This window comes from Kitasatospora sp. NPDC092286 (assembly GCF_044755565.1).
In the GTDB taxonomy this organism is placed as follows: domain Bacteria; phylum Actinomycetota; class Actinomycetes; order Streptomycetales; family Streptomycetaceae; genus Kitasatospora.
Map to the genome: position 1 here is coordinate 129,976 of NZ_JBIVRD010000025.1, position 12,100 is coordinate 142,075.

At 74.0% G+C, this 12,100-nt stretch carries 10 protein-coding genes; 3 read left to right on the forward strand and 7 right to left on the reverse strand.

The window, feature by feature from the left end; genetic code table 11:
- Positions 1 to 91 precede the first annotated feature (91 nt).
- The 4 genes from ACIQIB_RS24765 to ACIQIB_RS24780 all read right to left on the reverse strand — a co-directional run bounded on the left by ACIQIB_RS24765 (position 92) and on the right by ACIQIB_RS24780 (position 3,987).
- Positions 92 to 1,027, reverse strand: coding sequence for a (2Fe-2S)-binding protein (locus ACIQIB_RS24765; protein WP_363614908.1), 936 nt, complete (start codon positions 1,025 to 1,027; stop codon positions 92 to 94).
- A 164-nt stretch (positions 1,028 to 1,191) separates the two neighbouring features.
- Positions 1,192 to 2,034 (reverse strand): hypothetical protein, encoded by an 843-nt coding sequence (locus ACIQIB_RS24770; RefSeq protein WP_363614910.1) that lies wholly within the window; start codon positions 2,032 to 2,034, stop codon positions 1,192 to 1,194.
- Positions 2,035 to 2,341: 307 nt separating this feature from the next.
- The gene (locus ACIQIB_RS24775) at positions 2,342 to 3,196 is read right to left on the reverse strand and encodes a hypothetical protein (RefSeq protein ID WP_363615142.1); all 855 of its coding nucleotides are present in this window, start codon (positions 3,194 to 3,196) and stop codon (positions 2,342 to 2,344) included.
- A gap of 188 nt (positions 3,197 to 3,384) precedes the next feature.
- Positions 3,385 to 3,987, reverse strand: coding sequence for a nucleotidyltransferase family protein (locus ACIQIB_RS24780; protein ID WP_363615154.1), 603 nt, complete (start codon positions 3,985 to 3,987; stop codon positions 3,385 to 3,387).
- A 168-nt stretch (positions 3,988 to 4,155) separates the two neighbouring features.
- Here ACIQIB_RS24780 and ACIQIB_RS24785 point away from each other — a divergent pair, with 168 nt between their 5' ends.
- Together ACIQIB_RS24785 and ACIQIB_RS24790 are read left to right on the forward strand one after the other, a co-directional pair.
- On the forward strand, positions 4,156 to 4,926 hold the full coding sequence (locus ACIQIB_RS24785) for an HNH endonuclease family protein (RefSeq protein WP_363615144.1): 771 nt from the start codon (positions 4,156 to 4,158) through the stop codon (positions 4,924 to 4,926).
- Between the two features lie 121 nt (positions 4,927 to 5,047).
- Entirely contained in the window at positions 5,048 to 6,649 is a 1,602-nt protein-coding gene (locus tag ACIQIB_RS24790; protein WP_400760665.1) for an alpha/beta hydrolase, read from the forward strand.
- Positions 6,650 to 6,752: 103 nt separating this feature from the next.
- Here the strand turns inward: ACIQIB_RS24790 and ACIQIB_RS24795 are convergent, their stop codons facing one another.
- Complete coding sequence (locus ACIQIB_RS24795) at positions 6,753 to 9,131, reverse strand: ArnT family glycosyltransferase (RefSeq protein WP_400760667.1); 2,379 nt, start codon at positions 9,129 to 9,131, stop codon at positions 6,753 to 6,755.
- A gap of 143 nt (positions 9,132 to 9,274) precedes the next feature.
- Entirely contained in the window at positions 9,275 to 10,393 is a 1,119-nt protein-coding gene (locus ACIQIB_RS24800) for an alpha/beta hydrolase (RefSeq protein WP_400660247.1), read from the reverse strand.
- Between the two features lie 166 nt (positions 10,394 to 10,559).
- Here ACIQIB_RS24800 and ACIQIB_RS24805 point away from each other — a divergent pair, with 166 nt between their 5' ends.
- A complete protein-coding gene (locus tag ACIQIB_RS24805) occupies positions 10,560 to 11,507 on the forward strand; it encodes a hypothetical protein (RefSeq protein WP_400760669.1) in 948 nt (315 codons plus the stop codon).
- A gap of 130 nt (positions 11,508 to 11,637) precedes the next feature.
- Here ACIQIB_RS24805 and ACIQIB_RS24810 read toward each other — a convergent pair.
- On the reverse strand, positions 11,638 to 12,100 hold a 463-nt coding region (locus ACIQIB_RS24810; RefSeq protein WP_400760671.1), incomplete at its 5' end, for a transposase.

The following is a 12,100-nucleotide window of genomic DNA, read 5'->3' on the forward strand; positions in this document are numbered from 1 at the left end:
AATATCATTGTCGCATTAATTTGGGGTGGTTATTTCCCGGAATTCCGGGCTTGGCGCACTCTGCCCCGATGCGTATTCGGTCATCCTTGCGTCAACCCCGTGCCACCCGGGGGCAGCCGCCGCACATGGCCTCGGGCCGGACGGTGTAGACGAGGCAGCAGCTCGCCCGGGTCCGGTCGGCGGTCCGGGCGTCCTGGGTGTCCTGGGCATTCGGGGCGTCAGGGCCGGGGCGCGCTCCGGAGGTGAAGCCCGCGCCGGGCGTGAAGGGCGCGGGGGCGCCGGTACCCGAGCGTCCCGCGCCCGGTGCGCACGCCGGGAGCTCCGGCGTGAGCAGCGCGGAGAGTTCGGCGCGGGCCCGCTCCTCCTCGCCGAGCAGCCGGCCGACGTACCAGAGGCCCTCCACCACCGCGTCCGTCGCCATCGCCCAGAGCGTGCGCGGGCCGCGCCGTACCTGCGGGCGGAAGGCGGCGAGCACCGGCGTCAGGAGGTCGGCCAGGGCCGCCCGGAGCCCGGCGGCCAGCGCGGGCCCGTCGGGTACCGTCCGGGCGCCGCGCAGGCCGGCGGCGGGGTCGTCGGGCAGGCAGAGGAAGGCCTCCGGGCGGACCGTCAGCTCGCCGGTGCCACGGCGCACCGAGACGTCCCCGGGGGTGAGCAGCGGCACCCGGCGCTCCAGGAACCACGGCAGGGTGGCGAGCACCGAAACCGGCCAGACGAAGCGGTGCAGACCGAAGCCGGCCGCCACGTCCGGGCGCAGCGGGCGGCCGTACCGGGCCAGGCCCTGCCGGGCGTCATGGGCGATCAGCTCGCGCAGCGCCTCCGGGCGGGCGAGCAGATCGGCGCCGGAGACCCAGCCGTCGCCGCTGCGCGGCGGGGCGCAGTACACCCGCAGGGCGGGGAGCAGTCCGGTGAGCCGGCCGTAGCTCGCGGCGCAGGGGGCGGGGGCGCCCGGGATGAGGGTGACGGCGTGCGCGGGGGTGGTGCGGGGGGCGTGCGGCGCGGGGCCGGGCCGGGTGCTGCTCGCGGTCATGGGGCGGGCCCTATCGGGTCGACCGGAGACCGCCCGGGACCGCCCGGCCCGCCCCGGACGGTGCGGACTCCGGCCGGGCCCGGCCGGGCGGGGCCTGGCGGAGCCCGGGAACGGCGAGGCGAGCCGGCCGGGGCACTGCTCACCCCAGCCAGGTTAGGCTCACCTTAGCTGATGGTTCCCCGGGCCTCCCGCCCGACGCGTCCGTCCGGGGGCGTGACCGGTGGGCGCACCGCGCTCAGCTGGCGCGCGAGCCACACCGGTACGCCCCCGAGCGCCTGGACCAGCCGGGCCGCCTCGGCCCGCAGCCGGACGGCCTCGTCCGGCTCGACGACCTCGGCCAGCGCGGCCAGCGCGGGCGCGACACCCACCGTGAAGCCGAGCTGTTCGCGCAGCCGCAGTGAGGCGTCGAACCCCTCCCGGGCCCGGTCGTGGTCCCCGGTGGCCAGCGCCAGCGCGGCCAGGTGCCGCCAGGTGTAGGAGCGCAGCAGCTCGTCCCCCCGCTCGCCCGCGCCCTCGTGCGCCCGGCGGTAGGCGATCCAGGCCGCCGTCGGGTCGCGCAGCAGGTTCTCGGCGACCAGCCCCCGGCGGAAGTCCAGCAGCGGCCGCCCGGGGGCGTCCGGCGGCAGCAGCGCGGAGGTGCGGCCGAGCGCCGCCTGCGCCTCGTCCAGCCGGTCCCGCGGGCCGAGCACGCTGGCCACGTACGCCAGGAAGCCGCGGGCGCAGGAGGCCGCCGCGCGCTGTTCGGTGGTGGCCACCACGGCCTCGGCCAGCCGCAGTGCCTGCTCCGCCTGGGGCCAGTGGGCCGCGGTGAACAGGCATTGTTCGATGAGGAGTTCGGCCCGGCCGAGCGCTGCCCCGGGGTCGCGCTCGGCGGCCGGGCGTAACAGCTCCGCGGCTTCCTGCCAGCACGCCCGGGACCGCAGCCGCCACACGGTGTCCCCCGGCTCCTGGGGCGCTGTCGGCCCCCGTCCGTCCTGGCCGCTCGGGCCCGATCCGTGCTCCGACAACGCCACCTCCTTGTGCGCGCCATCCAGCAGGACACAGGCCTCCCCCCGAGGCCCGCGTTGTGGCGGCAATTCAACACGGGGGTGAGCTTGTGCACCAGATCACGAGCGCAGGTTGTTGCGGTCGGCTTGTTGTGGCCGGTTCGTCGGGGCCGGTTCGTCGGGGCCGACGGCGGTGGGCCCGGGCCCGGCCCGGGCGCACCGGCCGGTGGGTCACCGGCGGGGCGGACGGTCCGGCCGGTGGGCCGCCGGTGCGGCAGGGCGTCCGGCCGGTGGGTTCACCGGTGCGGCAGGGCGTCCGGCCGCCGGGTCAGGAGGTCCAGCCGGTCTCCATCAGGGCCTCGGCGGCGCCGTTGGCGGGCTGCGGCACCCCGGCCAGGTCCAGGCTGAACAGGGCGACCAGCAGCTGTTCGCCGCGGACGGTGGCCTGGTGGGAGTAGCCGGCCAGGGTGAACATCGCGGCGGCCATCTCCTCGGCGTGCAGGGTCTGCAGCCAGAGGCACTCCACCGACTTCACGTCGGCCGGCTCGGTCCAGGTGTCCACCTGGGCGACCATCCGGCTGCCGAGCAGGGTGACCCCGTCGCGCTCCTGGGCCTCCGTCAGCTCCAGGTCGTCGAAGCCCAGCCACTCCAGATAGCGGGCGGCGGTGAACACCGCGTCCTGCGAGGTGCGCACCGGGTGCGGGCGGAACGGCGCGCGCCGCCGCCAGGGCGTCGCCGCGGTGCCGGACCCGGCCGGCGGGGTCGGGACCGGGGCGCCCAGCGGGTGGGCCGGCTGCGGGCGGGTGCCCTGCGGGCCGGTGCTGCCGAGCGGCCCCGCGGTCGCACTGCCGCCCAGCCGGGTGGTGCGGTCCACCGGCAGCCGGACGGTGGCGCCGCAGTTGCAGGTGAACTCGGGCTGGGGCCACTGGTCGGAGCGGCCGCAGTGCGGGCAGCGCATGTTCAGCCAGGAGTCCTCCCAGGAGCGGAACCGCACCTGGACCGGCACGCCGCCGCGCAGCAGCGGCACCTTCAGCGAGGCGCCGCAGGGGCAGGGCAGCGACGGCGGCTCGTACAGGTGCTCGCGGCGGCAGGCGGGGCAGCGGATCGCCCGGGCGCCACCGCCCGCCCCCGGCCCGTGCTGCGCGGGGTCGCGCCCGGTGAAGTCGTCGGGCAGTCCGGACATCGAGGGCACCGTCCGTTCGAGTCGGGAGGAAGGACGTGTCCCATGCTCCCCGAAACGCGGGGGCCGTGGCGCGGAATGGGGCAATCCTCAGGGACAGATCAGGGGTGTGCGGCCGATCTCTCCCCGGTGAGGAGGAGCCGCTCTCACCTCGGCGGGGGAGCGGGCGCCCCGGCCCAGGCCGGAGGCGGTCACCCGGCGGCCCAGCGGGCGAGGTCGGCCCGGGTGTCGAGGTCGTCCGGGACGGCGATATCGGCGCATTCGACCAGCGCGACTTCGTCGGCGTGCGCCCCCAGTAGTGCGCGTGCTCCGGTGTCGCCGGTCGCGCCCGCCGCCGCCTCGGCGAAGTACCGGGCGCCGATCAGCACCGGGTGCCCGCGCCGCCCGCCGTACGCCGCCGCGGCCAGGTCCGCGCCCGCCCGGTGGGCCGTCAGCAGCCGGGCCACCGCGGCCGGGGTGACCCCGGGGGTGTCCACCAGCATCACCAGCGCGGCCGAGGCCTCCGGTGCCAGCGCGGCCAGCCCGGCGCGCAGCGACGAACCCATGCCGTCCGCCCAGTCCGGGTTGTCCGCCAGTCGGCAGCCCGGCAGATGGGCGGTGGCCCGCACCCGCTCCCGGGCCGCGCCCAGCACCACCGCCACCTCCGTGCAGCCGCCGGCCCGGACCACCGCCACCGCGTGCTCCACCAGCGGCCGGCCCCGGTACCGGACCAGGGCCTTGGGCCGACCGCCCAGCCGCCGTCCGCCCCCCGCGGCCAGGACCAGTGCGGCCACGGGTCGTTCACTGTTCCGCATGTGCCCAGCCTGCCCGTCCGCGGCGCCGCCGCGCAGCCGGTCCCCGGCCCGGTACCGGAATGTGAGCTTCGACATGCTCGAACGCTTCGCGTTGCGCCGCCTTGACGGGGTGTCGGGCGGCTGGTCTGCTGGGTCGCCGTCAGCCGCCCACCACCTCGGGAGTCATCCGTGCCCGCCCGCCGTACCGCCCTCTCCGCCACCGCCGTGTTCCTGATATCCACCCTGGCGCTGGCCGGCTGCTCCGGCGCCAAGAAGTCGTCCACCGACGGTGCCGCGTCCTCCGGGGCGCCGGCCGCCGCCGGGGACCTGGGCACCAGCCCGCTGCAGAACCCCGACGGCACCAAGCCCGGCCTGGCGCCGCTGACCTCGCCCGAGGACCAGAAGGCCGGCCGGGACATCATCGCCAAGGTCGCCACCGCCGCCAACGGCTCCAAGGACGGCTACGACCGCAACGAGTTCGGCCCCGCCTGGACGGACAACGTGGACGGCGTCCCGTTCGGCCACAACAGCTGCGACACCCGCAACGACCTGCTCGCCCGCGACGGCAAGTCGCTGGAGCGCAAGGACGGTTCGAACTGCGTGGTCACCGCGATGACCATCTACGACCCGTACACCGGCAAGACCGTCCAGTGGACCAAGCAGCAGGCCACGAAGATCCAGATCGACCACGTGATGCCGCTCTCCTACGACTGGCAGATGGGCGCGTCCAAGTGGGACAAGGCCAAGCGCGTGCAGATCGCCAACGACCCGCTCAACCTCATCCCGGCCGACGGCTCGCAGAACGCCTCCAAGGGTGACTCCGGTCCGGCCTCCTGGCTGCCGGCCAACACCGCGATCCGCTGCTCCTACGCGGTGCGCTTCGCCCAGGTCTCGCTGAAGTACCAACTCCCGGTCACCGAGGCGGACAAGAAGGCCATGCTGCAGCAGTGCGGCGGCTGACGAAACGTTTCATCAGCCTTTGTCCTTATGTGTGGAGGCTTTGGTGGGGGCGTGGTGGCGGCGCGGCGATAACGATATGACTCATGTGATGACCGGGTGATATTCGTGTGCGGTGCACTCGATGATCATCCGGTTCTCCCGGCGCGCGCTGCCCGCCGCCGTCGCCGCCGCCCTCCTGGCCGGCTGCACCGGCTCCGGCGGGACGGACACGGCCTCCACCGCGTCCGCCACCGCACCGAGCCCCGCCACGACGCCCACCCCGACCGCGACGCCCACCCCGACGCCCACGCCCACCGGCGCGGCGGACCCGGCGCTCAAGGCGTTCTACGGCCAGCAGCTCAACTGGGCGCCCTGCGCCGACGATCCGGCGACCAAGAAGGTCGACGAGTCGGCGGTGCAGTGCGCGACCCTCAAGGTCCCGCTCGACTACGCCCACCCGGCGGGCGACGCGATCGACGTCGCGCTCTCCCGGATTCCCTCCGCCAGGCCGGACCAGCGGGTCGGCTCCCTGCTGGTCAACCCCGGCGGGCCCGGCGGCTCCGGCGTCCGCATGGTCCAGACCGGGCAGACGGACTACGACGGGCCGCTGCACGACCACTTCGACGTGGTCGGCTTCGACCCGCGCGGCGTCGGACGCACCAGCCCCGTCAACTGCCTGGACGACAAGGCCCGCGACGGGTGGCTCACCACCGACGAACCCGGCGACGCCCACGGCAAGACCCTCGCCGACGCCTGCCAGGCCAAGTACGGCAAGGCGCTGCCCTTCCTCGGCACCCGCGACACCGTCCGGGACATGGACGTCCTGCGCGGGGCCCTCGGTGACGAGAAGCTCAACTACCTCGGCCTCTCCTACGGCACCTACCTCGGCAGCATCTACGCCGAGGAGTTCCCGGACCGTACCGGCCGACTGGTCCTGGACGGTGCCACGGACCGGTCCGTGCCGCTGATCCAGCACAACATCGACCAACAGGCCGGGTTCGAGCGGGCGTTCCAGGAATTCGCCGCAGACTGCGTCAAGCAGAAGGGCTGCCCCCTCGGCAAGGACCCGGACAAAGCCGCGCAGAAGCTCGCCGGCTTCCTCGACGGGCTCAAGGACCACCCGCTCACCGCCACCAACGGGCGCACCGTCACCGCCAACGCCGCCTGGACCGGTGTGATCGACAACCTCTACGGGGGCGAGAAGGCCCGCGCCGACCTGCGCGCCATCCTGACCCTGGCCATGGAGCACGACAAGGGCGACTACCTGCTCACCCTTGCCGACGACTACAACAAGCGCGACGAACAGGGCCACTACGGCGTCTCCGCCGACGCCTACACCGCCATCCACTGCGCGGACGCCGCCATGGCGCCCACGGACGCGGAGCTCCAGGCGGCCCTCGCCGAGCTCGCCGCCAAGGCCCCGCTGATCAGCAAGCACAACCCGCTGTCGGCCCTGTTCGACCCGGACTGCCGCACCTGGCCGTTCCGTTCGGCCGAGAAGCCGCACACCGTCAAGGCCGAGGGCAGCGCGCCGATCCTGGTGGTCGGCTCCACCGGCGACCCGACCACGCCGTACGCGTGGTCGGAGAAGCTGGCCGCCGGGCTCGCCCACGGCGTGCTGCTCACCCGCGAGGGCGACGGGCACACCGCGTACGGGAGGAGCGCGTGCATCCGCACCGCGGTCCACACCTTCCTGGTGGACGGCACCGTGCCGGCCGCCGGGACGCGCTGCCCGACGGACTGATGCGCCGGGCTGATGTGAGGGACTGACGTGCCGGGCCCGTCGGCCCCGCACGAGAAGGGGGCGCACCGCTGCCGCGCGGTGCGCCCCCTTCGTCATGGGGTGGTCAGGACGTCGGCGCCGTCAGGTCGTAGAGCGTGGAGCCGCCCACGGTCTTCGCGGTGAAGTGGCTCTCCACCCAGCTCTCGATCTGTGCGGTCTGCGTCTCCCGCGCCTCGCCGTCGGCGCCGCCGGGCGTCCGGCGCGAGCCTCCGCCGCCGATGAACCAGTGCACCTTGCCCTCCTGCACGTACTGCTGGAAGGCGCTCAGACTGAGCGACGGGTCGGTGCTGTTGAAACCGCCGAGGGCCATCACCGGGACGCCGGAGGCGAGTTGGTAGCTGGCGGCGTTCTGCGAGCCGCTGGTCGCGGCGGCCCAGGTGTAGCGGTCGGCGTCCTGCCTGAGCGCTTCGGCGGCCTCGCTGCCGACCTTGGCGCCGTTGAGCAGCCCGCCCATGCCGCCCTGGCCGCCCTGGCCGGTGGTGCCGTTGCCCCGGCCGCCGGCGGTACCGCGCTCGCGCCAGCCGTCGGTGCCGTCGCCGGTGCCCGCGCCCGGCCAGGCGCCGCCGAAGCCGCCGCCCGGAGCGCCCTGGCCGCCCTGCGGGGGCGTGAACGTCCCGCCGTTGGCCACGAAGGCAGGCCCGCCGGGCCCGCCGTGCCTGCCGCCACCCGGTCCGAAGGAGCCCTTCACCGACGGGCCCGCCGTCACGATCGAGCCGGTGTGCGGGGTGCCGACGGTGTCCACCGCGTACGCGGCCGGCCCGCCGAACGCCGCCGCCAGGCCCACCAGTCCCGCCGCCGTGGCGAGTCGTCCGCCGAGTCGTCCGCCGACCCCCGAAGCGCCGGGCGTACCCGCCGACCGTGTCGCCAGGCGTGCCGCCGGCGGACCGGCCAGTAGCAGCCCCACCGCCGCGACCAGCCCGCCGACCAGCACCGCCCAGCGCAGCCACGGAAGGAACTCCGCGCTTCGCCCGAGCAGGACGTACGCCCAGACCGCCGTCACCGCCAGGGTGCCGGCCAGCACCGCCGCGTACGGCAGCCGGTGCCGGGCCCGCCAGAGCCCGTCCGCGCCCATGCCGACCAGGGCGGCCACCGCGGGCGCGAGCGCCACCGTGTAGTACTGGTGGAAGATGCCGGACATGAAGCTGAAGGTCAGCGCGGTGCAGAGGAGCCAGCCGCCCCAGACCAGGAAGGCCGCGCGGGCGGTGTCGGTACGGGCGTAGCGGCGGGTCGCCCAGAGCCCGAGGAGCAGCAGGATCAGCGCGGCCGGCAGCAGCCAGGCGATCTGCCCGCCGACGTCGCCGTCGAACAGCCGGGTGATGCCGGTCTCGCCCCAGCCACCGCCACGCGTGCTGCCGGCCGCCGCGCCGGGCATCCCGCCGGGGACCTCCGTCATCCCGGTCGGGAACCGGCCGCCGCCCACGCTGCCGGTCTCGTTGCCGTTGAGGCGGCCGAAGCCGTTGTAGCCGAAGGTGAGGGAGAGGAAGCTGTCGTCCTGCGAGCCGCCGATGTACGGCCGGGCCGAGGCCGGCACCAGTTCGACCACCGCGACCCACCAGCCGCCCGCGACCACCATCGCCAGCCCGGCGGCCAGCAGTTGGCGCGCCCGTCGCCAGAGCCCGGTCGGCGCCACCACCAGGTAGACCACCGCGAAGGCGGGGAGCACCAGGAAGGCCTGGAGGGTCTTGGTGAGGAAGCCCAGCCCGAACATCACCCCGGTGAACACCAGCCACCGGGTGCTCGCCGTCTCGGTGGCCCGCACCAGCCCGTACGCGGCCAGCGTGAGGAGCAGGACCAGCAGCGCGTCCGGGTTGTTGAAGCGGAACATCAGCGCCGCCACCGGGGTCAGCGCCAGCGCGGCGCCGGCCAGCAGGCCGCCGAGCGGGGAGAAGCGGCGGCGCACCGCCGCGTAGAGGGTGCCCACGGTGGCGACCGCCATCAGTGCCTGCGGGGCGAGGACGGACCAGGAGGAGAGCCCGAAGATCCGGGCGGACAGCGCCATCGGCCAGAGCGACAGCGGGGGCTTGTCGACGGTGATGAAGTTGCCGGCGTCCGAGGAACCGTAGAAGAAGGCCTTCCAGCTCTGGCTGCCGGCCTGGACGGCGGCCGAGTAGAAGGCGTTGGCCCAACCGGAGGCGCTCAGCCCCCAGAGGTAGAGGACCGCGGTCGCGGCCAGCAGCGCCAGCAGGGCGGGCCGCACCCAGCGCGGGTCGTCCGCCCGCCCGCGCCAGGCGCGGGCGGGGAGGGTGCGCAGCCGGCCGCTCCAGGACGCCGGGCCCCTGGGGCCGGTGGGCGGCAGCGGGAACTCCGGGAAGAGCGGGCCGGCCGCGGGGGTCCGGGCGGGCCCGGCGGCGTCCGGTGCCGGCTGCGGCACCTCCGGCGGCGGGTGGCTCGCGGCCTCGGGCCACGGTTCGCCGGCCGGAGGGGAGAAGCTGGTCGTGGTCATGGACGATACGGTCGGCCGCGCGGCTGAGAGAACCGTGAGACGACGCTATGAGCCGTCTGTGATCCTGCCTTCCGGCCGCCGGATCCCGGCACCGTGCGGCCGTCCCGGTGGCGGGCTCCGGTGGCCGTCAGGAGGCCGCCGCCCTAGGCGGACTGAGGCTCCGTCAGGTGGCGGCCCAGCCACTCCAGCGCCGGCGGGATCTCCCTGGTCCAGGTGTGGAAGTTGTGCCCACCGGTGTCCAGGGTGATCGTCGACAGCTTGGTCGGTGCCTTGAACGCCCCCACCATGGCCTGGGTGCCGGCGTAGTTGTTCTCGTCGTAGCTGGTGGCGAGCAGCAGCGAGACGGGGGCGGCCGGGGTGTTCTTCAGCCGCCACACCAGGTCGTTCTCCTGCTTCAACTGGGCGTTTCCGCCGAACAGATCGCCGGTGGTCTCGTCGATCGGCGCGGTGTAGTAGCCGGAGAGCGAGATCGCCGAGCGGTACGCGTCCGGCTTGCGCAGCGCGAACTTGAGCGCGCAGTAGCCGCCGGTGGAGTTGCCGATCACGGCCCGGGAGGAGGGGTCGGAGCCGAGTCGGTAGGTGGCGGCGAGCGCCTTGGGCAGGTCGCTGGTGAAGAAGGTCTCCACCTGCGGGCCGCCGGGGATGTCCATGCACTCGGTGTCGCGGTTGCCGGAGAGCGTCGGGCGCATCAGCACGAGCACGGTCGGCGGCAGCTTCTTCTGCTCGATCGCGGTCAGCGTGGACGCCGGGTACTGCATCAGCGAGATCAGCTTCTCCGCCGAGCCCGGGTAGCCGGCCAGCACCAGCGCCATCGGGAACCGCTTCTGCGCGTACTCCGGCTGGAAGTACTGCGGGGGCAGGTAGACGTACGCGTCGCTGCTCAGACCGCTCGCGGCTCCTTTGACGGCGACCTCCTGGATCAGTCCGGAGCGGTCCCGGGCCGAGCCCTGCGCCGAGTACATGCTCTTCTCGGCCGTGACGGCGAGGGCGGCACTGGGCTGGTGGTCGACCACCGTGCCGGGCTTGCCGTTGGTGCCGAGCAGGTCGCTCCAGGAGCTGTAGAAACCGAAGTAGCCGTTGGCGATCAGACCCATCGCGACCAGGACCGCGATCTGGGTGGCGAAGAACGCGCCGAGCCGGCCGGCCCAGGGCTTCCAGCCCCGGCCGCCGAATCTCGGCCAGAGCCACATCGTGGCGGCGAAGGCGGCGATCGCGAGGACGGAGGAGATGATCTGCAGCGGAAGTCCCGTAAGGCTGAGCACGAGCCCGATCGTAGTTGACGGCGAGGAGCGTTCCGTGCGCCGCGTATGCGCCCCGCACGCGCTCCCATACGCCTCTTGCACGCCCCGTTGACCGGGCCCCGTCCGCTCGGGATCATGTCGGCGGGGGCGTGCACGCTGCGCGCATGAGAGCTCACCGGGGGCGGTTATGAAGTCCATCACCAAGGCAGGCCTGGCGGCCGGCACCGCGCTGCTGCTGGCGGCCTGCTCCGGCGGAGGCGCGACCACGACGGCGGACCAGCAGCCCACCGGCGCCGTCACCGCCACCTCGTCGCCGAGCCCGACGCCCACGCCCACCCCGACGCCCACACGGCCGCCGTACGGCCCGGTGCTCGCCCGGTACGTCGACCCGGTCAACGCGGCGCTCGCCAAGCTCACCTCGGCCACGACCACCGACGCCATCTCCACCGTCCTGCAGGAGGTGGCCGGCGCGGCGACCACGGCCGGCAGCGGCCTGGGCTACGCGGACGAGCCGGCCAGCGTCACCACCGTCCAGCGCCAGCTGGTGACGGCCCTCACCCAACTCGCCACCGACCTGACCAAGGTCCGCACCGACATCAAGAAGAAGACCCTCTGCGCCGTCCCCTCCGCCCTCGCCAGGATCGGCGAGTCGGAGGGCCTCAAGGCCGTCCCCGCCGCCCTGGCGCAGATGACCGCCGCCGGCTACCCGACCACCTTCGCCCCGCCGCAGTTCCCGCAGCTCCAGACCCGCTCCCTCGACAACGGCGCCATGGTCCGCGAGGGCCGCCTCCGGGGCTCGGGCGTCTTCAAGGTGGACAACGGCGGCAGCGCGGACGCCGTGGTCTCCCTCGCCCAGAAGGGCAAGTCGATCCACTCCGTCTACGTCGGCAAGGGCAAGAAGGCCTCCATCGAGGGCATCGAGGACGGCACCTACGAGATCTACTTCTCCGGCGGCGTCGACTGGGACTCCAACCTGAAGGCCTTCACCCAGAACTGCGACTTCAGCAAGTTCGACGACACCCTGGAGTTCGAGACCGGCCGCACCTACACCTCCTGGTCCATCACCCTCCAGCCGACCGTCGGCGGCAACGCCAAGACCAGCGACGTCGACGAGAACACCTTCCCGACGCCGTAACGCCCCGACGCCGACGCGAACGGGCCCGCCGTCACCTCCCGGTGGTGGCGGGCGGGACTATCACGATCTAGGTGTACGGCACCCGTTTGTACTAGGTGTTGATCTTCCTGGCGGGTGTGGGCCGGGTGGCCTACGCCCGTCCGGCTGACAGGCGTCCGTCGAAGGCGATGTCGAAGGCGTTGAGGGCGGCCATCCAGCGGTTGCTCCAGCGCTGTCGGCCGCGGCCGGTGGGGTCGAGGGCGAGGGTGGCCAGGTAGAGCCGTTTGAGGGCGGCCTGGTCGTTGGGGAAGTGGCCGCAGGCGCCGGCGGCCCTGCGGTAGCGGGAGTTGAGGCTCTCGATGGCGTTGGTGGTGCAGATGATCTTGCGGATCTCGGCGTCGAAGGCGAGGAAGGGGACCATCTCGGACCAGGCCTTCTCCCACAGTCGCACCACGGCCGGGTAGGTCGCCTCCCAGGCGGCGGCGAACTCGGCGAACCGGTCCAGGGCCGCCTGCTCGTTCGGCGCGGTGTAGACGGGCTTGAGATCCCGGGCGACCGCCGCCCAGTCCCGCTTGGAGGTGTAGCGGAAGGAGTTCCGCAGCAGGTGAAGCCGT

Coding starts and splice junctions, on each gene's coding strand:
- ACIQIB_RS24765 (WP_363614908.1), bottom strand. CDS start 1,027: ATGACCGCGAGCAGCACCCGGCCCGGCCCCGCGCCGCACGCCCCCCGC.
- ACIQIB_RS24775 (WP_363615142.1), bottom strand. CDS start 3,196: ATGTCCGGACTGCCCGACGACTTCACCGGGCGCGACCCCGCGCAGCAC.
- ACIQIB_RS24780 (WP_363615154.1), bottom strand. CDS start 3,987: ATGCGGAACAGTGAACGACCCGTGGCCGCACTGGTCCTGGCCGCGGGG.
- ACIQIB_RS24790 (WP_400760665.1), top strand. CDS start 5,048: ATGATCATCCGGTTCTCCCGGCGCGCGCTGCCCGCCGCCGTCGCCGCC.
- ACIQIB_RS24795 (WP_400760667.1), bottom strand. CDS start 9,131: ATGACCACGACCAGCTTCTCCCCTCCGGCCGGCGAACCGTGGCCCGAG.
- ACIQIB_RS24805 (WP_400760669.1), top strand. CDS start 10,560: ATGAAGTCCATCACCAAGGCAGGCCTGGCGGCCGGCACCGCGCTGCTG.